The following is a 23,502-nucleotide window of genomic DNA, read 5'->3' on the forward strand; positions in this document are numbered from 1 at the left end:
GCACAGCTCTTTCGGAAATCCTTGGCGCCCCAACGGTCCGTGAACGCCTCAAGTATGGCGGCGCTGTTTTGAAGACGTTGAAAGAACCGGATTTGGATTGAGCCGCTCGCAAACCGTGTGAAGAAGATGGCTGCCGCAGCCGATCGAGCCGAAGCGCCTGCGCGCGGACGCAGCCCGGTGTCTCGGTCGAGTGGGCTTGAGTTTCACCACCCCTGTTGGGCCGCTGCTGAAAGCGGCGCAGTATCCGGACCCGGAGATGAGAACGGAAGCGCTGGATGCACTCCTGCAAATCGGGCCGAGAACCGACGAGATCGTGGCTGCGTTTGCTTCCGCCTTGGAAGACCGGCACACCACAGTCCGAGACGCGGCGCTGTTGGGTCTTTGGGGAGTCAGCAACACCCTTGCTGATAAGTCAGGCCTGAAACTGGCAATCCCAGCGCTGGTTGCAGCTCTGAAAGATCCAATCTGGCAGAATCGGATGTTGGCGGTTCGCACGCTGATGAATCTTGGCGCCGAGGCTAAAGCGGCCGTCCCCTCACTCCTCGAAATCTTCAAAAACTCGGCAGCGGACAGCCGACTTGCATGCGAGGCGGCCAACGCGTTGATGGCGATCAAGCCGACGCTGGCCGAATCTGTGATCCCATTGGTGATCCGCGAACTCGAGGCCGGCGCACGCGACAAGAAAACCGTCAAGGACGTTACGTTCATCTGTCCAGTTCTGATCCGACCTTAACCAGAGCAGCAGGCGAGGCGCTTGTGCGGCTCGATCGTGGGAAGATGCCGGACGTCGTTCAAGCCTACGACTCAATCCTCCGCCGGCGCGACATCTCGGCGTTCGATCGCCTCCAATTGGTGCAATCCTTGGGTGAAATGGGTGAAGCGGCGCGTCCGGCGCTCGGAATTTTGACGGAGCACCTGAAACACCGCGATCGAAAAACGCAGTTAGCCGCCGCCGAGGCGATCCTGAAGATTGACGAGAACCAGATCGCAGTTGTCGTGGCATTTCTGAGCGATTACTTGCAGAGCACCGGCCATTGGGATCGCGAGCGAGCTGCGGAAATGTTGGGCGAACTCGGCCGCAAGGCTAAGCCCGCGGCCGCAGCGCTGCGGCACGCCGCAAAGGACACGGACACAAAAGTTCGTGTGAAAGCGCTGGAAGCTCTGCGAAAAGTTGCAGAGTGAAAAAAGTAATGCCGCGGTTCATCCCGGTGGGGCGAGCGTCCTCGCGAGCCAAATTCAATCGAACAGCGCGATGAACCGGCTCGGCGGGAGCCTCGCCCCACCCAGACCGAGACATTCCTGAAAAAAATCCAAAATCCGTTGACGGCTAATTCCTCGTTCCCCTAGATTCGCCAGGAACGATTCGGGCACTGGACTACTCACACGTTCGTGAAACACTCAATTTACGCATGACAACAACGGCAGCACCTTCGAAGGGTTTGGAAGGCGTCGTGGCCGCCAACACACGGCTGAGCGACGTCAAGGGCGACGTCGGCGAGCTGACGTACTGCGGCTACAACATCAACGAACTGGCGGGGAAGGTCTCGTACGAGGAAGTCGTTCACCTGCTGCATCACAACCATCTGCCGAATCGCAAGGAACTGGACGATCTCAAAGGGCGGCTCGCGGAGAATCGCGCGCTGCCCCAGGGAGTCGTCAATCTCATTCAAGGGTTTCCGGCCTCTACCCCGCCGATGCACGCCATCCGCACGGCGATTTCGGCGCTCGGATGCTATGATCCGGAAGCCGAGGACGATTCACAGGATGCGCAGCGGCACAAAGTTGTCCGGCTCATGGCGCGAATCCCGATCATCACCGCATATTTTCATCGCGCTCGCCAGGGGAAGAGTTTGCTCCCGCCCGATCCAACGCTGGGCGAAGCGGCGAATTTCCTTTACCTGCTCGACGGCGAGAAGCCTTCGAAAGAGAAAGAAGCCACGCTGGATTTGTGTTACGTCCTGCACGCGGACCACGGGATGAACGCTTCGACGTTCAGCGCGCGCGTGACCATCGCCACGCTCAGCGACATGTATTCGGCCATCACGAGCGCGATTGGCACGCTCAAGGGCCCGCTCCACGGCGGCGCCAACGAAGGCGTGATCAAAATGCTCCAGGAAATCGGGTCGCCCGAACGCGTGGATTCCTACCTCGCCGAGTGCCTGGCGCAGAAGAAGAAGATCATGGGCATCGGCCACCGCATCTACAAAACGCTCGATCCGCGCGCGCCGCACTTGAAGCGCATGGCGCAGGTGCTCAGCGAAAAGATCGGCGAACCGAAATGGATTCGGATGAGCGAGCGCATCGCGGAGATCATGCTCCGGGAAAAGAACCTCAACGCCAACGTCGATTTCTACTCGGCGACCGTGTATTACTCGTTGGGCATCCCGACCGATCTTTTCACGCCGATCTTCGCCATCGCGAGAACGTCCGGCTGGACGGCGCACGTCTTGGAACAATTGGCCGACAACCGCCTGATTCGTCCGCAAAGCGTCTATACGGGACCGTTTGGACTGAAGGTCGTGCCGATTGAGCAAAGGTCATAGAGGAACCCGTTTGAGGCTTGGGGTTTCGAGTTTCGAGTTTGAAGTTTCAAGTTCGAGGGTTATGGCGACAATCAGAAGATTTGAGGACATCGAGGCTTGGAAGAAGGGGCGGGAGTTGCGGAGATCGGTTTACGCTGAGACGAAACGCGGGGAGTTCGCCAGGGATTTTGAGTTGAAGGGGCAAATCCGCCGCACAGCGATTTCGGTCACTTCCAACATCGCGGAGGGCTTTGAACGAAGGGGCAATAAGGAGTTCATTCAATTTCTAAGCAATGCGAAAGGATCTTGTGGCGAAGTGCGCGATCAACTCTACGTTGCGCTCGACGAGGAATATATCTCGCAAACACAATTCGAATTCCTCGATGAAATGACTGTCGAAGTCCGCCGCCTGATTGGCGGATTCATGTCCTACCTCCAGCGGTCGTCGATTCGCGGTCAAAAGTTTCGCTCGTATTCCGGCTCTGAATGAACCCGAAACTTGAAACTCGAAACCCGAAACTCTTGAATTGATGAACCTCCACGAATTCCAGGCCAAACAACTGCTCGCCCAGTACGGCGCCGCCGTCCCGACTGGTGAAGTCGCTTCGACGCCGGAAAGCGCGAAGCAAGCCGCCGAAAAACTCTTCGCCGCCGGCGCGCGGCGCGTCGTGGTCAAAGCTCAGACTCACGCCGGCGGCCGCGGCAAAGGCACGTTCACAAGCGGTTTTCAGGGCGGCGTCAAGTTATGCGAGACCCCGGCGCAAGTTCAGGACACAGCCCGGTCGATGCTGGGCGAGGTGTTGGTGACCAAACAGACCGGACCGGAAGGGCGCCGCATCGGCAAAGTTCTTGTCGAGACCGCCTCCAAGATCAAGCGGGAGCTTTACCTGGCAGTGCTTTTGGACCGCGCGGCGTCCCGCCCGCTGGTGATGGCCAGTTCCGCCGGCGGCATGGACATCGAGGAAGTCGCCGCCAAAACTCCGGAGAAAATCGTCAAGGAACTGATCGACCCCGCCGTCGGCTTGATGCCGTTCCAGGGCCGGAAAATCGCCGCCGCGCTCGGTCTGAGGGGCGAGTTGATGGGCCAGGCCGTGAAGCTCTTTCACGGTGTGTACAAGACCTGGTGGGAATGCGATGCTTCCCTGGTCGAAATCAATCCGCTGGCCGTCGTGGAAGGCGCGGACGGCAAAGAAGCCCTGGTGGCTGTGGATGGCAAAATATCGATCGATGACAACGGCCTTTATCGCCACAAGAATATTCTGGAGATGCGGGACCTCGGCGAGGAAGCGCCTCTTGAGATCGAAGCCAGCAAGTTCAATCTGAATTACATCAAGCTGGACGGGAACATTGCTTGCCTGGTCAACGGCGCGGGATTGGCCATGGCGACGATGGATATCATCCAGCATTACGGCGGTTCGCCCGCGAATTTCCTCGACGTCGGCGGCGGCGCCAGCAAAGAGCAGGTCGCGGCGGCCTTCAAAATCATCCTGAGCGACCCGAACGTCCACGCGATTCTCGTGAACATTTTTGGCGGGATCATGCAGTGCGACATCATTGCGGCAGGCATCGTAGAGGCGGTCAAAGAAACTCACTTGAAGCTGCCCCTGGTGGTCCGTTTGGAAGGCAACAACGTGGAACTTGGCAAAAGAATCCTTCGGGAATCCGGCCTCGCCGTCATTAGCGGCGATTCCATGGCGGACGCGGCGGAGAAGGTAGTTCGGGCGGTTGGGAAATGATATTTTGGCGGCATGAAGAACCGTATGGGAACTTTTTATGCGTCTTGTCGAGTGGAGAACCACATCCACCGCCAAAAGGGTGTGGATATTCCAAGGCTACTTGTGAATACCGGGAATGAGTTTACCTGGATCGAAGGGGAGGCACTCAAGAAGGTAGGCATCGGGCGCGAGAAGAAGGATTATACGTTCGTCATGGCCAACGGCCAGCAAATCACCCGCGCCGTCGGTTTCGCCATTATTCGAGTGCAGAATGCATTCACGATAGATGAGGTCGTCTTTGCGGAACCTGGCGATCTGCAACTGCTGGGCGCACGATCCCTGGAAGGTTTGAACCTCCGAGTGGACACCCGTGCCAAGAAACTGGTAGCCGGCGGACCGATCCTGGCTGCTTCGTCGCTGAAGGATCGATATCCGCAATCCTGAAACGACCCGACCAATTCACATCGTCCTAATCCGGTTGTTAAAATGTCCATCCTCGTCACTCCGCAAACCAGAGTCCTGATTCAAGGAATCACCGGCAGCTTCGGCGCGCGCCACACGCAGTTGAGCCTCGCTTACGGCACTCAAGTCGTGGCCGGTGTGACGCCGGGCAAAGGCGGCCAATTCTTTGAAACCAAAGTGCCCATCTTTGACACCGTGCTGGAGGCGGCCCAGGAGACCGGCGCTACTGCCTCGGCGATTTTCGTGCCGCCTCCCTTTGCCGCCGACGCCATTCTCGAAGCTGTCGATGCCGGGCTTGAACTCGTCGTCTGCATCACCGAAGGCATTCCGGTGAATGACATGGTCAAAGTGAAGCGCGCCATGGAAGGGCGGAAGACTCGGCTGATTGGCCCGAACTGTCCCGGAATCGTCACGCCGGGCGAAGGCAAAGATTCCCACGGAGGCTGCCGAATCGGGATCGCGCCCGGCTACATTCACAAGAAGGGACACGTCGGGGTTGTCTCGCGCAGCGGCACGCTGACCTACGAAGCCGTCTGGCAGCTCACCTCGCGCGGCGTCGGCCAATCGACTTGCGTCGGTATCGGCGGCGATCCCGTGAACGGCTCGTCGCATCTCGACATGATCAAGATGTTCAACGACGACCCGGAGACACGTGGCATCATCATGATTGGCGAGATTGGCGGGGCGGCGGAAGAAGAAGCGGCCGCCTGGATCAAGAAGCACTGCCAGAAGCCCGTGGCCGGTTTCATCGCCGGCGCGACGGCTCCGCCCGGACGCCGCATGGGCCACGCGGGGGCCATCATCAGCGGAGGCAAGGGTACGGCCGCAGCGAAGATCGCCGCCTTTCGCGAAGCTGGCATTGGCGTGGCCGCCACGCCCTCGGTGATGGCGGAAACGCTTTTGAGAATGATGTGAGCCGCAAGGCGTAAAACGTAACAGCCCTCCACTTGGGTCCTTATTACGTTTCACGTTTCACGTTTTACGAATGCACGCCTTTTTACGTCTTCACCCCGACGGCACTTGTCTCGCCGTCAAAGTCCAGCCCCGCGCGCCCAAAAACGAGATCGGCGAAACGATGGGATCAGAGTTGAAGATCAAGATTACTGCGCCGCCCGTGGACGATGCGGCCAACGAAGCGCTGCTTCGCTTCTTGGCTGACCAATTGGATTGCCCCCGAAGCGCGGTTCAACTGGTGCAGGGCCACAAATCTCACCACAAAGTCGTGTTCGTTCGCGGAATGGACGCTTCGACAATCGAGCAGCGCCTGTCGGCACCGACGTGACCGAAAGGGTTTGCGCGCTGAATCTCTGAACCCACCTTCGGCCCTTGAACCGTCAGGTAGGGCGAGTCCGTCCCGGCGAGCCGCTCGACGAGCTTCGAACACGTCTGAATCGGCTCGCTGGGGACAGGCTCGCCCTACCGTCTGGTTCATGGGAAGTTCCCTTGGCCTCCGGACCATGCACACGACCCATGAACCACGCCCTGCATGTAGTCCCGGCTTTAGCCGGTCTGGTGCGCCGGGGCCGCCTAAAGGCGGGACTACAAACCAACGCCGGTTTCATGGGAAGTGAGCGTGAGATGCGTCAAGCCGCCTTACGTTTTACGTTTCACGTTTCACGCTCCGCCGAGCCCTCGGAAGAACTGTTCCGCCGTCGAGCAGGTTGCCCGGCTCAATTCCTCCAGCGAACATTGCCTGACGTTGGCGGCGACGCTGGCGATGTCCTTCACGTGCGCCGGTTCGCAACGTTTGCCGCGATACGGCACCGGCGCGAGAAACGGGCAATCCGTTTCCAACATGAAACGATCCATCGGCGCGGCCGCGAGCGTGTCGCGAACGCTCTGCGCGTTTTTGAACGTCAGAATCCCCGTGAAACTCACGAGCGATCCCAGGTCCAGCACGCGCTTCAACGCCTCTCTGTCTCCCGCGAAACAATGAAAGACGCCCCGGACCCGGCCGGCAAACTCCGCCATTTGCGCCACGGTGTCGTCGAAAGCCTCGCGCTGGTGGACGACACAGTTCAGCTTCAACTCGGCGGCCAGCTCAAGCTGTTGCCGGAAAACCTCCCGCTGCTTCGCCTTGTAACGCGCATCGTCCTGGGTGGTAAATCCGTCTTTCTCGCTGGGCAAATGGTGGTAATCGAGACCCGTTTCTCCAATCGCGACGACTTTGGGAGAGCGAGCCAGTTCGCGCAGCGCGGACCGCACATCCGGGGGCGCGGAAGAGACGTGCGTCGGATGCCAGCCCACGGCAGCGTAAACTCCGGGAAATCTCCGCGTCAACTCAACCGCCCGCTGGCTGCTCTCCAGATCCGTGCCGATAGCGATGATCTTGGCGATCCCCGCGGCCTGAGCGCGCTCAATCACGTCTGCAATGTCCCCGGAGAAATCCGGGTAATCCAGATGTGCATGCGTGTCAAAGAACTTCTTGTCGGTATCCATTAGCGTCATCGAATTCCAGGTTGAAATCGAACAGGAGGCAACAGAGAAAACAGAGGCAAGAAACCAGCCCTGTTAGAGATGCCGGAGGTTCGGGTTAACGCGGCCACAAAAAAAACTACCGCACCACAGAGTGGCGCGGTAGTTTCACCGTAAGCCCAAACTACGAGCAAATTACTTGGCGATCAGAGCCGAGGCCCGTTCCGACATCCAGACGATGTCTTTGTTATCCTTCTGGTTGCTGATCCTGACATTCCCCTTATAGACCTTGGTGCGATAATCGGTCCACTTGTGGATTTCCGAGTGGCCGTCTGCAAAGGCGAAACCCGCCGCGTTGTTGTGATACGTTGCCGGCCAATCGATCATCTGGTAGTTGAAAGGCGTCTTGGGGCCGACAATCGCGAAGCCAGCGTCGTTTATGCTGTATTCATCCTCATCAAGAAGGATGAGGAGATTTGCCGGACCCGGATCAATGACGTCGGATGTTTTTCCATAGCACCGCCAAGTCTTATTGACCGTGTGATTATGCGATCCGTCCAGCCAGGGCCCGTCAACCGCGATTTTGCCTCCACGCGAGGGATTCGTTCCGACGGCCTGGCTGGCGGCGATTGATCGGGCGTTTGGAATTGTCGTCCCCTTCCGGGCCGCGTCCGTTCCCTGGTATTTCCCCTTTCGCTTGTCCGCCGGACACTTGAAAAGCTGCCGGTTCGCGCCGAAGGGAACGAGCAGCGAGCGAGTGGGATCCTCCAGAATATCAGGATTGAACTCCTGACCTCCTCCTACCCCTGCTTGTCCAGGACACCAATTGTATCCCGGCGTTGTGTTACCGTCGTCCGGGTTTGGCCAGTAATACTCATTGAAATCCAAGGTGTATTGGTGCGTGGCGAGCATCAACTGCTTCGTGTTGTTCATGCAGTAAATGCCCTGAGCCTTGGTCTTTGCCTTCGCCAGAGCCGGCAACAACATTCCGGCAAGGATCGCGATGATCGCGATGACGACCAGCAGTTCAATGAGCGTGAAACCGCTTCGACGCGCATCCGGAGCAAATTGGCGAACTGAATAGGGTTTTGTCATAGGGTTAAGTGATTGTTGGGGCGATCCTAAAACGGATCGCCCAAGTTAGCAACTGTGCGTTTGAGAGCACAGCGGACGTCCGGGGACGTCCAGTCGTCGAGAGGTTATCAGGGAAAATTCGGACCGACCGTCGTGACCCGCGACCACCATTTCTGATCGTTCAAAGAATCACCTGCGGGGACATTCAGTCCCGTATTACCGGGGCGGCCAAAAGTCTTGATCTTGCTTCCTTTCCATTGATGAAGCTCGGAATGGCCATCCGCGAAGGAAAAACCCGCCGCGCCATTGTGATAGGAGGCCGGGAAGTCGATGATGTTTCCGCTCTTGGCGCTCGGCAGGATGATCTGGACGGCACAGGCCGCATCATTAATGCTTTCGGGGTGCTCGTCCACCATCACCCAGGTCTCGGTCGGGTTCACGATGTGGTCCAGACGCCCGTAGATCTTGTAAGGGGGAGAGGGCAACCAGCCGCCGAAATCAAATACCTGACTCATGGACTGACTCCGAACCCGGGGAACTTTTCTGCCCGCCTCGATCCGGGTCGTCGTATCTGAAGGGCATTTCCACACCTCGCGGCTGTTTCCCATGTATGGCATCAGCGGGCTTTTGTCGATCGTGTTGGTCGGATTGTCGCTGGCGCTGCCGGTGACAAGGAGAGCGCGCTTGTTCGCTTCAGGTCCGCCGTCCAGAGATTTGACGAGCAAGCCGTCGCTATCCTCGGCGTAAAGCCTCCAGGCCATCATCATCTGCTTCCCGTTGTTCATGCACTTGATGCCTTGGGCCTTGCTTTTGGACTTGCTCAGCGCGGGCAGCAACATCCCCGCCAGGATCGCAATGATGGCGATCACGACAAGGAGTTCGATCAACGTGAATCCACGCGTGCCGGGCGCGCGGCGTTGGGTGAAACAGGAAGTGTGAGGGGTCGTTCTCATAGTAACAGGTTCTGATTGGTTGGATGAACGGAACTGAGTTTTTCTAGGCCCTTCCAGTCATCATGTCAAAACTATACTTCGTGACGCGCGGTCTCATGCCTGTGTTTTTGAGTGCACACCGACTGGCCGAAAAGCTCAGAGCCTGTCTGAGAATTGTCTTCTGGGTGGAACAGGCCACCGGCCTGTTGCGGCGGGCTACCAGCCCGCCGGGCCTTTTGGCGGCAGGTTGCCGCCAAACACGGGCTGGTAGCCCGTTCCACCCATTTTTCAGACAGGCTTTCAGAGCTTCGCCAACTCACACAACTTGGCCAGCGCATCCTCTTTCTTGACCGCGGTGAGGGCGCCTGCGCGCAGTTTGATTTCAACTTCGCCTCTGCTGAGGGATTTCTCGCCAATGGCCACCCGGATAGGAATCCCGATCAACTCCGAATCCTTGAATTTCACACCCGGCCGTTCGTCTCGGTCGTCCAGAAGAACTTCAAGGCCTTTGGCGCTCAGTTCGCGATAGAGTTCCTCGGCCAACTGCATGGTGAGACTCTCCGGCTTGACACCCAACGGCGTGATGCAAACCGCAAACGGAGCAATCGCGAGCGGCCAGATGATGCCATCCTTGTCATGGCTTTGTTCGATGACGGCCTGCAAGGTTCGGGTCACGCCAATCCCGTAGCAGCCCATGACCGCCGGATGCTGGCGTCCGGACTCATCCAGAAACAAGGCCTCCAGGGGCTCGCTGTATTTTGTTCCCAGCTTGAACACGTGCCCCACTTCGATCGCTCTCTGGATCTTGAGCGGCTGGGCGCACACCGGACAAGGTTCGCCGGCTTTGACCAGGCGCAGATCGGCCCATTTCGCCACTTGAATGTCGCGGTCGATCGCGACGTGGCGAAGGTGGAAGCCATCCGCGTTCGCGCCGGTCGTCATGCCGTTCGTCCCGCGAAGGCATTCGTCGGCGTACACGGTCAAACCGGAAACATTCACTGCTCCGAGGCTGCCGGGATGGGCGCCGAGCGCGGCGAAAATCTCGCCTTCGTTGGCTGGCCGAAACGTGGGCGTGCCGAGCGTCCCGGCGAGCTTGGCTTCGTTCAATTGGTGGTCGCCTCGCAGCAAGACAAGGACGGGCTTGCTCTCGACCAGATAAACGAGCGTTTTGATCTGGCGCTCGGCGGGCACATTGAAGGGAGGTTTGGTCAGCGCTTCGATGGTCACCACGCCGGGAGTCGGGAATTTCTCCGGAGCCGAGGATGATTCCTGAGTCTCCAACGGTTTGACCTGGCTTGTGGCTTTTTCGACATTCGCGGCGTAATGGCCGGACGCGCAGTAGGCCACTTCGCTTTCGCCGGTCTCGGCCGGGACCATGAATTCGTGAGAGTACTTCCCGCCGATTGCGCCCGTGTCCGCCTCGACGGGAAGCGCGTTCAGCCCGCACCGTTTGAAGATGCGGACATACGCATCGTACATCTTCTGGTAGCTCTGCTGCGCCGCTTCGTCCGAGACGTCGAAACTGTAAGCATCCTTCATGAGGAATTCCTTGGCGCGCATCAGTCCAAACCGGGGCCGGATTTCATCCCGAAACTTCGTTTGAATCTGGTAAAAGTTCTTGGGCAATTGGCGGTAGGAATTGATCTCAAACGCCACCAGGGTCGTGATGACTTCCTCATGCGTCGGTCCCAGAACCCATTCCTTCTCGGTTCGGTCCTTGGCTTTGAACAGCACGTCGCGCATCGCTTCGTAGCGTCCGCTCCGCTGCCAGATTTCCGGCGGCTGCAGCGCGGGCATGAGGACTTCCAGCGCTCCGGCCCGGTCCATTTCCTCGCGCACGATGTTTTCAATCTTGCGGAGCACACGGAGGCCCAGCGGCAGGAAGGTGTAAAGGCCGCCGGTGAGTTTCCGGATCAGTCCCGCGCGCAGCAGGAGCTGGTGAGAAATGATCTCCGCGTCCGCGGGAGTTTCTTTAAGAGTCGGGATCAGTGTTTGAGACCAGCGCATAAATTCAATCGTAAAACTTCCTTGCCACTTCCGCAGGTGTAGCAATCACGGGAGGCGTAACATCCAGTTCGCGGAGCAAGATGCTCATCCGCAGAAAGTCGAGATCGCGCAGATGAGAGTCGTGGGTTAATAACAACCCGCAGTTGAGAACAGCAGCCTCAGCCAGGAGCAGCGCATCGTGTCGCTCCTCCCAAGGCAGAATCCCTCGTTCGCGCAGCCGCTCAGCAACTCTCTGAGCGATTCCTTGCTGCAAATCACTCGGAATCGAAGGCTCGAGCTGTCGTTGTGCTCGAACCTTCGCCAGGGCTTTGCAAGCGTTTTGCTGAATACGATCATCCTCCTGGCGTGACTTGAAGACTAACTCCAGCAGAACGGTCGGAGGAACCAGAAACCGAACCGACTTGATTCGGCGATTAACGGTGTCCCACGCGTCAGGAGTGTCATCATCTTCGGCGGCCAGCAATAACACCACATTGGTGTCAACGGCCACGAACATGGGCTTTTGCAGCACCGGCGTGGACCATCCGCAACCCTTCCGCAAGAAGTTGCTCCCGCTCCTCGTCAGTCAGTTTGTTGCACTGAGCTCGAATTTGAGCGGCGGCATCGACCCAATCGATCTTTGCCTTCGACCGCGATGTGTTGGACCTTCGCTTCACGACAAATTGTGGCACACTTAGGGTGCTCTCGACAAGTGGGAGAAAGGTGGCCTACTTCACCGTGTTCACCAACGGCGCAAGCCCTTGAATCCGCACCTCCAGCCGGTCGCCGGATTCAATCGGACCCACGCCGCTCGGAGTGCCCGTGAGGATGATGTCCCCGGGAAGGAGGGTCATGTTGACGGAGATGAAGCTGACGAGTTGATAGCAATTGAAAATGAGCTGGCTCGTGTTCGAGTTCTGCCGCAGTTGGCCATTCTGGAAAAGCTGTATCGTCAGATCGTGCGGGTCGATCTTGGTTTCCACGTAAGGGCCCAGTGGCGTGAATGTGTCAAACGATTTGCAGCGCGCCCACTGGCTTTCAGAGTTTTGAATCGTCCGGTCGCTGACGTCCTGGGCTGCGGTGTAACCAAAAATGTAGCGCGCCGCCGCCGCGGGCGTGACGTTCCGCATCCGGCGGCCAATCACAATCGCCAGTTCCGCTTCAAAGTCCGTGCGATGCGCCGCAAACGGGATCTCGATCTTCCCGCCGTCCGGGATGAGCGAAGTCGGGGCCTTCAACCAGAAAAGCGGCTCTTTAGGAACCGGCTTGCCGGATTCGCGGGCATGATCGGCATAGTTGAGTCCCACGGCGATGACCTTCGATGGGGCCACCGGGGTCAATGTCTTAACTCCTTTGAGCGAAACAGGTTTCTTCTCGTAGGACGGAGATCCAAAAACGTCCCCTTGCAGGCGAAATAACTCGCCGTCCACGACTTTCGCGAAAAAGATTTCGTCACCCTTCTGAAATCGGCCGATTGCTGCCATAGATTTTTCTGGCGCATCTTGTAACAAACCGTCACCCCCAATCGCAAGCTGAAAGTCCTTTCCCATTTTGTCCGCAACGTTTTGATCTCCGCCACGTTTAACGATAGTGTATTTAACATGAATTCCGGGCAGCGACTTCGCGCTCTCATCAACGTCTCGTATTCCCTCAATCAACGTGGGGCGAGCGTCCTCGCGAACCAGTGGCCATCGACGCGCATCTCGACAGGAGCCTCGCTCCACCGTCGTTTACTGAGGCGTTACAAAGTCTCCTGGCTGGCGCTTGCGCTGAGCGTATGGCTGGGGCCACTCGCCCACTCCGCCGAACCCCTCCGCTGGCACCCCGCCGAAAATCAGGTTGATGCCAATTTCGATGATGCGGAACTGAAGAGCGTTCTGGCCAAAGTGGCGCAGGCCACCGGCTGGCAAATCTATGTCGAGCCGGACACGACGCGCAGGATTTCGGTGAAGTTCCGGAACCTGGCGCCCGGCGAGGCGTTGCGGCGGCTTCTGGGGGATTTGAATTTCGCTTTGCTCCCGCAAACGAATGCTCCTTCGAGACTCTTCATTTACCGGACCTCCTTGCAAGAAGCCACCCAACTCATCACTCCGGCCCCCGAACCGAAGCGCAGCCGCGTCATCCCCAACGAGCTGATCGTGGCCTTAAAACCCGGTTCCAAAGTCACGATCGACGAACTGGCCCGCCGGCTGGGCGCCAAGGTCGTTGGAAATCTGGAGGACCTCCATGCTTACCGTTTGCAGTTCAAAGATGCCGCCTCAGCGGACGCCGCGCGCCAACTTCTCGCCACCAACCCATCGCTCGCCCGGGTTGACTCCAATTACCTCATCGACCGTCCGACTCAAACGCAGCCGCTGCAAATGAGTTCCACGCCTCCTTTCCCTCTCAAGCCCAAGGTCAGCACGGACACCGGCAAGGTCGTGATCGGGCTGATCGACATGGCTGTGCAACCCCTGAGTGATGGCATGAACGAATTCCTGCTCCCGGCGATCCAGGTGTCCGGCCCGCCTGGGCCTTCGGGCGAATTGCCCAGCCACGGCACTTCAATGGCGGAAACCATTCTGCGTGGCCTGGCCGCGACCTCCGACGAATCCGGTGGCTCCGCCGTGCGCATCCTGCCGGTGGACGTCTATGGTCCGCGCGCGGACACGACGACGTTCGATGTAGCCAGAGGCGTTTATGCGGCCGTGAACGCGGGGGCCACGATCATCAATCTGAGCATGGGCGGCGACGGCGAAAGCGGACTTCTGGCGAACCTCATCCGGCAATCCCACAACTCCGGCGTTCTCTTTTTCGGCGCCGCCGGCAATGAGCCAACCACCGTGCCCACCTACCCGGCCGCGTATCCGGAGGTCGTCGCGGTCACCTCCGGAGACAAGCGCGGGAACATCGCTCCCTTCGCGAATCGAGGCAGCTTTGTGGACGTCGTCGCGCCGGGGGTCAGCATTGTGAATTACAACGGCCAATCGTTCTTCGTCAGCGGCACGTCCACTTCGACCGCGTACATGAGCGGCGCTGCCGCGGCTTCTCGCGCGGCCGGAAACGATCCTGCGCAAGTCGAAGCGCAAATCCGGCAGGCCTTCGGGGTGAAACGCTCGGGCAGGTAATCCTGACTGGCCTTCCCTGAACCGTTCGAGGTTCAATGTTCAAAGTTCAGTGTTCGACGTTCGACGTTGCTGGTGGAGATACATCGAACATCCAACACTGAACGCGAAATATCGAACCGACGGCCTCGGTTCATGGGCCGTGTGCATGGCGCGGTGGCCAAGGAAGCTCTCCACGATGGCATTGGCTCGGCGGAGCCTCCCCCCCACCTTGATTAACTGCGGAGGAGGTGAGCCTGTTCCAGCGAGCCGAATCATTCGCCGCATCCAGGTTTCAATCGGCCTAATCCGTCGGCTTCCGAAAAGCGTCGCGGCGGCGGCGAAGCCTTGTTAGCGTCCGCGCGTCCCGTGACCGCCATGCCGCACACTTTGCTCCTCGGCAGCTTCACCCTGTTGACGCTGGCTCTTGTCCGCGGTGCGGTCGATATTCATGTTCCTTCTTCCCACGAACATGACGGTCGGGCGAGCCTGTCCCCATCGAGCCGAGTCGGACCCACCCCTTCGCCCCTCGCGGGAGGGAAACTTGTTTCTGACGCGACGAACAGGGTTCCCCTCACGGGAAGCCTCCTTGGCCTCAGGGCCATGCACATGGCCCTTGAACCGAAAACCGTGCGGACCGCAGCCTTCAGGCTGCTTCCGCGCGCTCTCCGGAGTCCAGCGTTGAAGCGACCTAAAGGCCACGGTCCGGAGGAACGGTTCATGGGAAGGGCAAAGGGTGGGTTCCAGGGTCGTGTGTATGGCCGCTTGGCCAGCGCGGCTTTCCAGGCGCCCAGGATGTTGGCCACTGGAAGGCAATCTGAATCGCTTTGGCAACACGGCGCGGGTTTTCGTTTCGCTCCGCTTCCCGTGCCTTCAAATGGCCGGACTGGATTCACACTGCTCAAACCGAGCGACTGCGGATTCACCTTCAGCAACCGGTTATCCAATGTCGCCGTCGCCAGCAACCGTCTCCTGGAAATTGGCTCCGGCGTTGCGCTGGGCGACGTCGATGGCGACGGCCGAGTGGACATCTATTTTTGCCGCCTTGAAGACGACAATGCGCTCTATCGCAACCTCGGCGATTGGAAATTCGAGGACATCACGGCCAGGGCCGGCGTGGCTTGCCCGAACCAGTTGTCCACCGGCTGCGCGTTGGCGGACATCGATGGCGATCGCGACCTCGATTTGCTGGTGAACAGCCTGGGCGGCGGGACGCGCGCTTTCCTCAACGATGGAAAAGCCCGGTTCACAGAAATGACCGAAGGCTGGCTGGAGCGGAAATTCGGGGCCACGTCGATGGCGCTGGCGGACGTGGATGGTGATGGCGACCTCGATCTCTACGTCACGAATTACCGGACTGACACGTTCCATGACAACCTGGGGAGCGTGCGCATCCAACCTCAAACGCAGCCCGACGGAAGTGTCGTCGTCGAACCTCGGGATCGGTTCGTCGGGATCACAACTCCGTCAGGCGGCCTGGAGGTTGTTGAGAAGGGTGAGCCCGATTTTCTTTACATCAACCGGGGCAAAGGCCGGTTCTCGCCGGCGCGCTGGGACGTCGGGGTGTTCCTGGACGAAGAGGACCGCGCGCTGCCCGGTCCCACCACGGACTGGGGCCTCGCGGTGCTGTTTCGCGATTTCAACGGAGACGGTTTGCCGGACCTTTATGTTTGCAACGATTTCGTGTTTTGGCCGGACCGAATCTGGTTGAACCAGGAAGGCCGGCGGTTTCGGGCAGCGCCGCGCTCGACGTTCCGCTGCGTCAGCCTTTCGTCCATGGCCGTCGATGTTGCGGACATCAATCGAGACGGGCGGGATGACCTGTTCGTCGCAGAGATGCTCAGCCCGCGCCGCGAGTCGCGCGCCTGGCAACGGCCGGACATGCTCAAGGGCACGGTGCTGTGGCCCGTTGAGGACGCCGATTTCCGGCCCGAAGTTCCGCGCAACACGCTGCACGTCGCTCGCGATGACGGCACGTTCGCCGAGATTGCGCAGCTCGCGGGAGTGGCCGCGACGGACTGGACGACAAGCGCGGCATTCCTCGATGTGGATCTGGACGGCTGGGAAGATTTGCTGCTGGCCACGGGCAACAACCGCGATGTTCAGGATGCCGATGTGCTCAGCGAGATCGGCAGAGCTGGCGGCTGGAAGACCGCTGAATTGCGGCTCAAGAGTCTGGGAAAATTCCCGAAGCGCGCGACGCCGAGCCTGGCCTTGCGCAACCGGCGCGATCTGACGTTTGTCGATTCCAGCGCAGCCTGGGGTTTCAATGCGACCGGCGTAGCGCACGGCATGGCCCTGGGCGATTTGGACAATGACGGCGATCTGGATGTGATCATGAACTGCATGAACGAGCCGGCTCGCCTCTACCGCAACAATTCCTCCGCGCCGCGTGTGCTCGTCCGGTTGCGCGGGAATGCGCCCAACACGGCTGGCATCGGCGCCAAGGTGAGCGTCTTCGCGGCTGGACTGCCGGCGCAAACGCAAGAGATCGTCAGCGGGGGGCGGTATCTCTCCAGCGATGACGCGGTGAGAACATTCGCCGCCGGCCAGGCCACCAACCGCCTGACCATTGCGGTAAGCTGGCGCAGCGGACGGCAGAGCGTCATGACGAACGCCACGGCGAATTGCGTGTATGAAATCGACGAAGCCGGCGCGACCAGGCGCGTCGAAGCGTTGAACCGTGAGAGCGTTGCAGCGTCTTCGCTCGCTCCCGCACCCCTCATCCCTCATGCTCCCACGCTCTTCCAAGACGTCACTCACCTCCTCAACCACCGGCATATTGACGAACCGTTCGACGATTTCGCGCGCCAACCGCTGCTCCCGCGCAAACTCAGCACGCTCGGCCCGAGTGTCTGCTGGGCTGATGTCGATGGCGACGGCGACGACGATTTGCTGATCGGCGGCGGCGCCAAGGGTCGTCTCGTGGTGTACCGCAACAACGGCGAGGGCGGGCTGGCGGAATGGACCCACGCGCCCGTGCCCGACTCCAATCCGCGCGATCAAACGGGCATCCTGGCGTGGATCGATGATGACGGCAAAGCGCGCGTGCTGGCCGGCGAATCCAACTGGGAGGACGCCGACACGAACGCGCCGCCCTTCCGCTTTTTCGCTCTGCACACCGCAAAATCGGTTCCTCGTTTGCCGAACTTCACAGCCTCGCGCTCGGCGACGGGACCGCTGGCGTTGGCGGATATCGATGGAGACGGCGACCTGGATTTGTTCGTCGGCGGCCGCTCTGTGCCCGGCCGTTATCCGGAAGCGGCGACATCGCATTTGCTCCGCAACGAAGGCGAGACATTCAGCCTCATGCAAAGCTTCCCCGCGCTGGGCCTGGTCAGCGGCGCAGTCTTCACGGACCTCGATGCCGACGGCGATCCGGATCTCGCGCTCGCGTGCGAATGGGGGCCGATTCACTTGTTTCGCAATGACGGGGGTCGTTTCGTGAAGTGGAATCCAAGCCTTCGCTGGCTCGATTCAACCTCTCTCAACTCTCAACTCCCAACCCTAAACACTTTGACCGGCTGGTGGAACGCAGTTGCCGCCGGCGATTTCGATGGCGATGGAAGACTTGATCTTGTGGCGTCCAATTGGGGCCGCAATTGGCGAACCGATCAATCGGCAGGCATCGGCGTTCCGGTTCGCCTCTATTACGGCAACCTTGCCGGCGACGGCGCCATGCACACTTTGCTGGCGTCACTCGACCCGGAGCTGGGGAAAATCACGCCCTGGCGGGAACGGCGGGCCGTGGCGGCGGTCATGCCGCCGGTGGGGGAACGCGCTCCAAATCATCGGGCGTACGGGCGGAGCGGCGTGCTAGAAATGCTCGGAGACAAGGTCGCGGCGGCGCGTGACCTTCAGGCGGCCTTTTTCGATTCGATGATCTTCCTGAACCGCGGCGATCGTTTTGAAGCCCGCCCGCTGCCGATCGAAACGCAGTTCGCTCCGGCCTTCGGAATCAGCGTCGCGGATTTCAATGGCGATGGGAACGAAGATGTATTTCTCGCGCAGAATTTTTTTGGCGTCGATGCCGAGACGTCTCGGCAAGACGCGGGCGCCGGCTTGTTGTTGCTCGGCGATGGGCGTGGCGGATTTCGCGCTCTCGGGCCGCGTGAAGCGGGCATCGCGATCTACGGCGAACAACGCGGAAGCGCGGTGGCGGATTTCGATCGCGATGGCCGCCCGGATCTCACCATCACTCAGCACCGCGGCCAGACGAGGCTTTTTCGCAACGTGAGCGGGGCAACCGGTGTGCGAGTCAGCTTGCGCGGAGGGAAAGGAAACCGGACGGCCGTCGGAGCGGTTGCGCGGCTCAAGTTCGGGGATCGCTTTGGTCCGGCCAAAGAAATTCACGCTGGCAGCGGTTACTGGTCGCAGGATTCCGCGACCCTCACGATGGCGAAACCGGCGGAACCAACAACGATTCAAGTGCGGTGGCCGGGAGGGAAGATTCAAGAGTGGCCCTGGCCCGCAGGCGTCCGGGCGATTGAAGTCTCGGAAGCGGGGGTCAAGCCGCGTGAGCCGTGAAGTAGATTGGTGGAGTCATGGAGGCTTGGAGTGGTGGAGAGTTGGTGATTCAGGCCTCTGGCCAGCCCGGACGACGACAAAGCTCGTAGCGCAGAGTTGCACTCTGCCGTATCGCAGAATTGTATTCTGCGGGGCGTCTCCCAGTCCGAGCACGCTGGGACTTGCCGGCGCCCTGCCGATTGGAAATCGGCGATACAGCAGATTGAAAATCTGCGCTACGGTTCTCCGGTCGATCTGTCGTCAGTCCCACGGTCTGATCAGTATGTCCGCGTCATTTTCACGGGATGGCGCGCGCATTCTGACCGGAAGCTTCGACCGGACAGCCCGGCTTTGGGATTCGAAGAACGGGAGCATGCTGCTGACGTTGAACACCACGGTCGCGCCTGTGACCTCGGCAGTCCTTTCTCAGGACGACAAAATTGTCGTCGCGCGCGCCGATGGCATCGTCACGCAATGGCAACCCGGCTCCGCGGAGCAAATGGTCACGTGGGAAGAGGAAGAAAAGCGAGCACAGGAGCGATGGACGCAACTTCACCGCGATTACAGAAATCGTTGGAAGAACAGCGCGCCGCCCGCGCGCGCGATCCGGGAGTGATTCGGCAATGGTTGATGTTTGCGCCCATTCCAGCTCCAAGGAGGCGCTCAATCGCTTTTTTGCCGCTTTCGTTCCATGGCTCCCCAGACCTGGTCCAGCACCAAGACAAAGCCTTTGAGCACGGAGCCACCTGAAAGCTTCGCCGGATCCTCCAGCACCTGCGGCGGCTGATTCGGCCGATAGACGTGGACCTGTTTTCGTGGCGCGTCCAGCAGCCACCCCAGGCGCGCTCCGTTCTGCATGTAATCCTCCATCTTCTGCTTGACGGCGCGGAGCGAGTCGGAAGGCGAACGCAGCTCGAGCACAAAATCTGGGCACAGCGGAAGGAACTTTTCCCACTCTTCGTCGTCGAGATCGTCGAGGCATTCATTGCGGACCCAGGAGACATCGGGCGAGCGGGTCGCGCCGTTGGGCAAATTGAATCCGGTGGAGGAATCAAAGATTTGCCCGGTGCCGTCGCGCGATGCCCACGCCTCAAACAAGAACGTGAGCTTCGCATTCCCTCGTCCGCTGCTTGCTCCTGCTGGTGGCATAATAATCAGGTCTCCTTGGGCCGTGCGCTCGATGCGCAAATCTGGATTGAGCCGACAAAATCGGAAAAACTGCTCGTCATCCATTTTGACCACGGGCGCGGTGTGGACCACCAAAGGATCCCGTTCGGTCAGTTCAATAACTTCTGCCATGCGAGCTTATCCTGTCAGAAGAGTGCCGAGCTCGCAAGCGTGGCAAGCTTGTGCATCCATGTTTTGACGCTTGCGGGGCATGAGGACCGGATTAACCTTGCCGGGTGTTTGGATTCAATGACCGCGATGTTTTTCTGGCGGCCGTAATCTTTTACGGCGCCAGCACGGTGTTTTCCGTTTTTCTCTGGCGAAAGGGTTTCCGGCAACACAATCGCCTCATCTATCTCTTGCTCCTGCTGGCCTTCGGCCTCCACACGCTGGCCATGGTGGGGCGGGGGTTTTCCCTTTCGCGCTGTCCGGTGAATAATCTTTACGAAGCGATGATGTTCGTCGGGTGGACTATCGTGGCGTCGTATCTGGTGCTGGAGGCGTGGCCGCGCGTGCAGTTTCTCGGCGCGTTCGCGGCGCCGGTCTTGTTCGGCATCGGCGTCTTTGCGTTGATGCCGCCTCTCGATCCGCCGTATAGCGGCAAACCCGAATTCAGCGGCGGTTGGACCAGCTTTCATGCCGCTTCGATCCTGCTCGCCTACGGAGCGTTCGGTTTGAGCTTTGTCGCCGGCCTCATGTACTTGACGCAGGAACACGATCTCAAATTTCACAAGCTCCGCGCTGTCTTTTCCCTGATCCCGCCAATTCAGCGGTTGGAGACGATCATTGGCCGGCTGCTGCTGGCGGGGTTCGCGTTGCTGACAATCGGGTTGGCGATCGGCGCCCATAATTTGCGGCAAACCTCGGGAGTGTTCTACAAGGGCGACGTGAAGGTGCTGTGGTCGATAGTCGTCTGGGCGTTTTATCTGGCGCTGCTGATCATGCGGTGGCGATTCGCGCAGACGGGGCGGCGGTTTGTATGGGGCGCCGTGGGCACGTTTGCTTTTGTGCTCTTGACCTTCTGGGGGACGAATCTGTTGTCGAACATTCATCAACAATAGGGCACGGATGCAACCGTCCTTCGATCGGCGATTGGCAATCGGCCCATGGGCAATTGGCTATTGGCTATTGGCTGTTCCAATCGCCGATAGCCAACTGCCCACCGCCAATCCCCAATCCCAAATCATCAATCGTAAATCATAAATCCTAGATTCCCGCCCATGCCTGTCCTCGTCGTCGGTCTCAGCCATCATTCCTCGCCGGTCACGGTGCGGGAACGGTTTGCTTTTGCCGAGGCGGAGATTTCCCCGGCATTGGAGAAACTGCGCGCCAACGGCGTGGCCGAGGAAGGGGTCATCGTCTCCACCTGCAATCGCGTCGAACTCTACGCCTACACGGCTCGCGAAAGCCAGGCGGGCCTTCGCGCAATCGAGGCGTTCCTCCTGGATTGCCGCAGGGGCCCGGAATCGCTCGACGGCCGGATTTACGCGCTCGCCGAACCCCAAAGCCTGGAGCATCTGTTCAAGGTGGCCTGCGGGCTCGATTCGATGGTCCTTGGAGAAACGGAAGTTCTCGGCCAACTCAAGAAGGCCTACGATCTCGCGCTCCAGCACCACCACACCGGAAGCCACTTGAACAAGGCGTTCCAGAAAGCGTTCAACGTCGCCAAACAAATCCGCACCGAAACCAACATTCAACGCGGCAGCGCGTCGGTCGGTTCCGTGGCCGTCGAGCTGGCGGAAAAGATTTTTGACACGCTTTCGAATCGCCATGTGATGGTGATCGGCGCCGGCGACACGAGTGAGAAAACCGCGCGCGCCTTGCTCAGCCGAGGCGCGCAGAGCATCCTGGTCTCGAACCGCTCCTACGACCGCGCCGCCGAACTCGCGCAGCAACTGGGCGGGCGCGCCGTGAAGTTCGATGATTGGGAAAGGGAATTCGAGCAAATCGACATTGCGATCAGCAGCACTTCGGCGCCCCATTACATTCTCGACCGCGCCAAGCTCGTGCCGTTGATGAAACGGCGCCGGAACCGGCCTTTGCTCCTGATCGACATCGCCGTGCCGCGCGATATCGAGCCGGAAGTGAACGTTCTCGAAAACGTTTATCTCTACAACATCGACGACCTGCAAGCGATCGCGGACGATTCTCTCAAGCAGCGGCAGCAGGAAATCGCACGCTGCGAAGCCATCATCCGCGAAAAGGCGCGGGGCTTGAGTCGATGAACTCCAAAGGACTGCCTGGTCATTCGCGGGGTGAGGGGACACCGCATCCGATTCGGGAGCGCTACGTTCAATCGCGGCCGCCTTCCCCCTCACCCCAGCCCTCTCCCTTGGGGAGAGGGAGCACCAACGTCCGCACGGGGACAGCCGGGCGCGATCTCCCATACTCCTGTCGCGGAATTAAGGGTTCCCTCTCCCCTGGGGAGAGGGTGAGGGTGAGGGGGAACGGGCCGACTTCAAATCCAGCGACCTGTGAGTTGCCGGAACCGTCCTATCATGTCTCACGATAAAACCATTGTCATCGCCACACGCGGCAGCGCCCTGGCGCTCGCGCAAACGAATGGCATCGCGGACGTCTGCCGCTCGGCCTTCCCGGATTTGCGGTTTGAGATCAAGATCATCAAAACCACGGGCGACAAGCTCCAGTCCGTGCCGGCGAGCGCGTCGGTCCAGCCGCTGGTCAAAGGACTTTTCACCAAGGAACTGGAGGTCGCGTTGCTGAACGGTGAGGCGGACTTCGCCGTGCACAGTCTGAAGGATTTGCCCACCGAATTGCCCGACGGCCTGACGCTGGCGGCGGTGACGAAACGCGAAGACGTCCGCGACGTGCTTATCTATCGCGACGCTGAGACCGCACTCCGCACTCCGCACTCCGCACTCCGCACGGGTCTCGAACCGCACACCGCGATCCGGGATTTTCCGGACGGCGCCACCATCGCGACCAGCAGCACGCGTCGCCAGGCGCAACTGCTGGCAGTGCGGCCCGATCTGAAGTTGATCCCGGTGCGAGGCAACGTCGGCACGCGGTTGCGGAAGCTGGCCGAACGCGGGGAGTTTGATGGTCTCGTGCTCGCCGCGGCGGGACTCAATCGTTTGCAGATCCGCATTTCAGCCGAAGGCAAACTCACGCGCGGCAAGGACGCTTCCGCGACCACCGAGGTGCCGGAGGGATTGCTCGCGAGCCATCTGCCGGTGGAAGAAATGTTGCCGTGCGTGGGGCAAGGAGCCATCGGAATTGAAGCGCGAAATGGGGACGAGCGAATCGCCGCCATTTGCCGGCGATTGGACGATGCCGAGACGCACGCTTGCGTCCTGGCCGAGCGCGCCTTCCTGCGCGGAATGGGGGGAGGCTGCTTGAGCCCGATTGCCGCGCTCGCGGAGATGACGGGAGATCGATTGCGCTTGCGCGGGGTTTCATTTCAAAACGGGACGATCCGGAGAGGCGAGGTCACTGGGGTTTCTGCCGAATCGGACGCGCTCGGCGCGCGCCTGGCTGCGGAGTTGAAGGCTTAGTGGTCCATTTCATAAATACGCTCACGTTCGCGGCAAGGGATTTTTCGGCCAGACGAGGCGCGAGCGACGAGCATATCCCGAAGTGGATCTGTAAGGAGCAAGCAACGAAGTCTGGCGAAAAAGAA

At 59.8% G+C, this 23,502-nt stretch carries 21 protein-coding genes and 1 pseudogene; 14 read left to right on the forward strand and 8 right to left on the reverse strand.

Annotation, left to right across the window (positions count from 1 at the left end; genetic code table 11):
• Nucleotides 1–130 precede the first annotated feature (130 nt).
• From FJ398_11790 to FJ398_11825, 8 genes are all read left to right on the forward strand, one after another.
• Nucleotides 131–733 (forward strand): hypothetical protein, encoded by a 603-nt coding sequence (locus tag FJ398_11790; protein ID MBM3838623.1) that lies wholly within the window; start codon nucleotides 131–133, stop codon nucleotides 731–733.
• A gap of 23 nt (nucleotides 734–756) precedes the next feature.
• Complete coding sequence (locus FJ398_11795; GenBank protein ID MBM3838624.1) at nucleotides 757–1,182, forward strand: hypothetical protein; 426 nt, start codon at nucleotides 757–759, stop codon at nucleotides 1,180–1,182.
• Between the two features lie 227 nt (nucleotides 1,183–1,409).
• Nucleotides 1,410–2,543, forward strand: coding sequence for a citrate synthase (locus FJ398_11800; protein ID MBM3838625.1), 1,134 nt, complete (start codon nucleotides 1,410–1,412; stop codon nucleotides 2,541–2,543).
• A gap of 61 nt (nucleotides 2,544–2,604) precedes the next feature.
• Complete coding sequence (locus FJ398_11805) at nucleotides 2,605–3,012, forward strand: four helix bundle protein (protein ID MBM3838626.1); 408 nt, start codon at nucleotides 2,605–2,607, stop codon at nucleotides 3,010–3,012.
• A 40-nt stretch (nucleotides 3,013–3,052) separates the two neighbouring features.
• Complete coding sequence (sucC, locus tag FJ398_11810; protein ID MBM3838627.1) at nucleotides 3,053–4,258, forward strand: ADP-forming succinate--CoA ligase subunit beta; 1,206 nt, start codon at nucleotides 3,053–3,055, stop codon at nucleotides 4,256–4,258.
• 102 nt (nucleotides 4,259–4,360) lie between these two features.
• Nucleotides 4,361–4,681 carry a hypothetical protein gene (locus FJ398_11815; GenBank protein MBM3838628.1) on the forward strand — a complete coding sequence of 107 codons (321 nt, stop codon included), beginning with the start codon at nucleotides 4,361–4,363 and terminating at the stop codon, nucleotides 4,679–4,681.
• 42 nt (nucleotides 4,682–4,723) lie between these two features.
• Nucleotides 4,724–5,614, forward strand: a complete 891-nt coding sequence (gene sucD, locus FJ398_11820; protein MBM3838629.1) for a succinate--CoA ligase subunit alpha — start codon at nucleotides 4,724–4,726, stop codon at nucleotides 5,612–5,614.
• Nucleotides 5,615–5,684: 70 nt separating this feature from the next.
• Nucleotides 5,685–5,981 (forward strand): DUF167 domain-containing protein, encoded by a 297-nt coding sequence (locus tag FJ398_11825; protein MBM3838630.1) that lies wholly within the window; start codon nucleotides 5,685–5,687, stop codon nucleotides 5,979–5,981.
• 52 nt (nucleotides 5,982–6,033) lie between these two features.
• On the opposite strand, the gene FJ398_11830 is transcribed toward FJ398_11825, so the two are convergent.
• The 7 genes and pseudogenes from FJ398_11830 to FJ398_11860 form a co-directional block, all read right to left on the reverse strand.
• Nucleotides 6,034–6,261 (reverse strand): hypothetical protein, encoded by a 228-nt coding sequence (locus tag FJ398_11830; protein MBM3838631.1) that lies wholly within the window; start codon nucleotides 6,259–6,261, stop codon nucleotides 6,034–6,036.
• A gap of 52 nt (nucleotides 6,262–6,313) precedes the next feature.
• Complete coding sequence (locus FJ398_11835; GenBank protein ID MBM3838632.1) at nucleotides 6,314–7,138, reverse strand: TatD family deoxyribonuclease; 825 nt, start codon at nucleotides 7,136–7,138, stop codon at nucleotides 6,314–6,316.
• 867 nt (nucleotides 7,139–8,005) lie between these two features.
• Nucleotides 8,006–8,209, reverse strand: a pseudogene (locus FJ398_11840) (prepilin-type N-terminal cleavage/methylation domain-containing protein).
• A 107-nt stretch (nucleotides 8,210–8,316) separates the two neighbouring features.
• Nucleotides 8,317–9,141: a type II secretion system protein gene (locus FJ398_11845; GenBank protein ID MBM3838633.1), complete on the reverse strand. Its 825-nt coding sequence runs from the start codon at nucleotides 9,139–9,141 to the stop codon at nucleotides 8,317–8,319.
• 279 nt (nucleotides 9,142–9,420) lie between these two features.
• Complete coding sequence (locus tag FJ398_11850) at nucleotides 9,421–11,127, reverse strand: proline--tRNA ligase (protein MBM3838634.1); 1,707 nt, start codon at nucleotides 11,125–11,127, stop codon at nucleotides 9,421–9,423.
• 4 nt (nucleotides 11,128–11,131) lie between these two features.
• Nucleotides 11,132–11,623, reverse strand: a complete 492-nt coding sequence (locus FJ398_11855; GenBank protein ID MBM3838635.1) for a type II toxin-antitoxin system VapC family toxin — start codon at nucleotides 11,621–11,623, stop codon at nucleotides 11,132–11,134.
• A 211-nt stretch (nucleotides 11,624–11,834) separates the two neighbouring features.
• On the reverse strand, nucleotides 11,835–12,590 hold the full coding sequence (locus FJ398_11860) for a fumarylacetoacetate hydrolase family protein (GenBank protein ID MBM3838636.1): 756 nt from the start codon (nucleotides 12,588–12,590) through the stop codon (nucleotides 11,835–11,837).
• Between the two features lie 117 nt (nucleotides 12,591–12,707).
• Here FJ398_11860 and FJ398_11865 point away from each other — a divergent pair, with 117 nt between their 5' ends.
• The 3 genes from FJ398_11865 (at nucleotide 12,708) to FJ398_11875 (ending at nucleotide 19,311) form a co-directional block, all read left to right on the forward strand.
• Entirely contained in the window at nucleotides 12,708–14,213 is a 1,506-nt protein-coding gene (locus tag FJ398_11865) for a hypothetical protein (protein ID MBM3838637.1), read from the forward strand.
• Between the two features lie 354 nt (nucleotides 14,214–14,567).
• Nucleotides 14,568–18,716, forward strand: coding sequence for a hypothetical protein (locus tag FJ398_11870; GenBank protein ID MBM3838638.1), 4,149 nt, complete (start codon nucleotides 14,568–14,570; stop codon nucleotides 18,714–18,716).
• A gap of 262 nt (nucleotides 18,717–18,978) precedes the next feature.
• Entirely contained in the window at nucleotides 18,979–19,311 is a 333-nt protein-coding gene (locus FJ398_11875; protein MBM3838639.1) for a hypothetical protein, read from the forward strand.
• 47 nt (nucleotides 19,312–19,358) lie between these two features.
• Here FJ398_11875 and FJ398_11880 read toward each other — a convergent pair whose 3' ends face one another.
• A complete protein-coding gene (locus tag FJ398_11880) occupies nucleotides 19,359–19,994 on the reverse strand; it encodes a Uma2 family endonuclease (GenBank protein ID MBM3838640.1) in 636 nt (211 codons plus the stop codon).
• 167 nt (nucleotides 19,995–20,161) lie between these two features.
• Between FJ398_11880 and FJ398_11885 the strand changes: the two genes are divergently transcribed.
• The 3 genes from FJ398_11885 to hemC all read left to right on the forward strand — a co-directional run bounded on the left by FJ398_11885 (nucleotide 20,162) and on the right by hemC (nucleotide 23,377).
• On the forward strand, nucleotides 20,162–20,923 hold the full coding sequence (locus tag FJ398_11885) for a cytochrome c assembly protein (protein MBM3838641.1): 762 nt from the start codon (nucleotides 20,162–20,164) through the stop codon (nucleotides 20,921–20,923).
• Between the two features lie 159 nt (nucleotides 20,924–21,082).
• On the forward strand, nucleotides 21,083–22,087 hold the full coding sequence (locus FJ398_11890) for a glutamyl-tRNA reductase (GenBank protein ID MBM3838642.1): 1,005 nt from the start codon (nucleotides 21,083–21,085) through the stop codon (nucleotides 22,085–22,087).
• 273 nt (nucleotides 22,088–22,360) lie between these two features.
• Entirely contained in the window at nucleotides 22,361–23,377 is a 1,017-nt protein-coding gene (hemC, locus tag FJ398_11895; GenBank protein MBM3838643.1) for a hydroxymethylbilane synthase, read from the forward strand.
• Nucleotides 23,378–23,502: the final 125 nt, after the last annotated feature.

The organism is Verrucomicrobiota bacterium (assembly GCA_016871535.1).
Taxonomy (GTDB): Bacteria; Verrucomicrobiota; Verrucomicrobiia; order Limisphaerales; family SIBE01; genus VHCZ01.

Excerpts from the sequence above, each read along its gene's own strand:
- FJ398_11800 (MBM3838625.1), top strand. The coding sequence starts at position 1,410 with ATGACAACAACGGCAGCACCTTCGAAGGGTTTGGAAGGCGTCGTGGCC.
- FJ398_11825 (MBM3838630.1), top strand. The coding sequence starts at position 5,685 with ATGCACGCCTTTTTACGTCTTCACCCCGACGGCACTTGTCTCGCCGTC.
- FJ398_11865 (MBM3838637.1), top strand. The coding sequence starts at position 12,708 with ATGAATTCCGGGCAGCGACTTCGCGCTCTCATCAACGTCTCGTATTCC.
- hemC (MBM3838643.1), top strand. The coding sequence starts at position 22,361 with ATGTCTCACGATAAAACCATTGTCATCGCCACACGCGGCAGCGCCCTG.
- FJ398_11845 (MBM3838633.1), bottom strand. The coding sequence starts at position 9,141 with ATGAGAACGACCCCTCACACTTCCTGTTTCACCCAACGCCGCGCGCCC.
- FJ398_11855 (MBM3838635.1), bottom strand. The coding sequence starts at position 11,623 with ATGTTCGTGGCCGTTGACACCAATGTGGTGTTATTGCTGGCCGCCGAA.
- FJ398_11870 (MBM3838638.1), top strand. The coding sequence starts at position 14,568 with ATGCCGCACACTTTGCTCCTCGGCAGCTTCACCCTGTTGACGCTGGCT.
- FJ398_11890 (MBM3838642.1), top strand. The coding sequence starts at position 21,083 with ATGCCTGTCCTCGTCGTCGGTCTCAGCCATCATTCCTCGCCGGTCACG.
- FJ398_11830 (MBM3838631.1), bottom strand. The coding sequence starts at position 6,261 with ATGAAACCGGCGTTGGTTTGTAGTCCCGCCTTTAGGCGGCCCCGGCGC.
- FJ398_11805 (MBM3838626.1), top strand. The coding sequence starts at position 2,605 with ATGGCGACAATCAGAAGATTTGAGGACATCGAGGCTTGGAAGAAGGGG.
- sucC (MBM3838627.1), top strand. The coding sequence starts at position 3,053 with ATGAACCTCCACGAATTCCAGGCCAAACAACTGCTCGCCCAGTACGGC.
- FJ398_11880 (MBM3838640.1), bottom strand. The coding sequence starts at position 19,994 with ATGGCAGAAGTTATTGAACTGACCGAACGGGATCCTTTGGTGGTCCAC.
- sucD (MBM3838629.1), top strand. The coding sequence starts at position 4,724 with ATGTCCATCCTCGTCACTCCGCAAACCAGAGTCCTGATTCAAGGAATC.
- FJ398_11875 (MBM3838639.1), top strand. The coding sequence starts at position 18,979 with ATGTCCGCGTCATTTTCACGGGATGGCGCGCGCATTCTGACCGGAAGC.
- FJ398_11835 (MBM3838632.1), bottom strand. The coding sequence starts at position 7,138 with ATGGATACCGACAAGAAGTTCTTTGACACGCATGCACATCTGGATTAC.
- FJ398_11860 (MBM3838636.1), bottom strand. The coding sequence starts at position 12,590 with ATGGCAGCAATCGGCCGATTTCAGAAGGGTGACGAAATCTTTTTCGCG.
- FJ398_11850 (MBM3838634.1), bottom strand. The coding sequence starts at position 11,127 with ATGCGCTGGTCTCAAACACTGATCCCGACTCTTAAAGAAACTCCCGCG.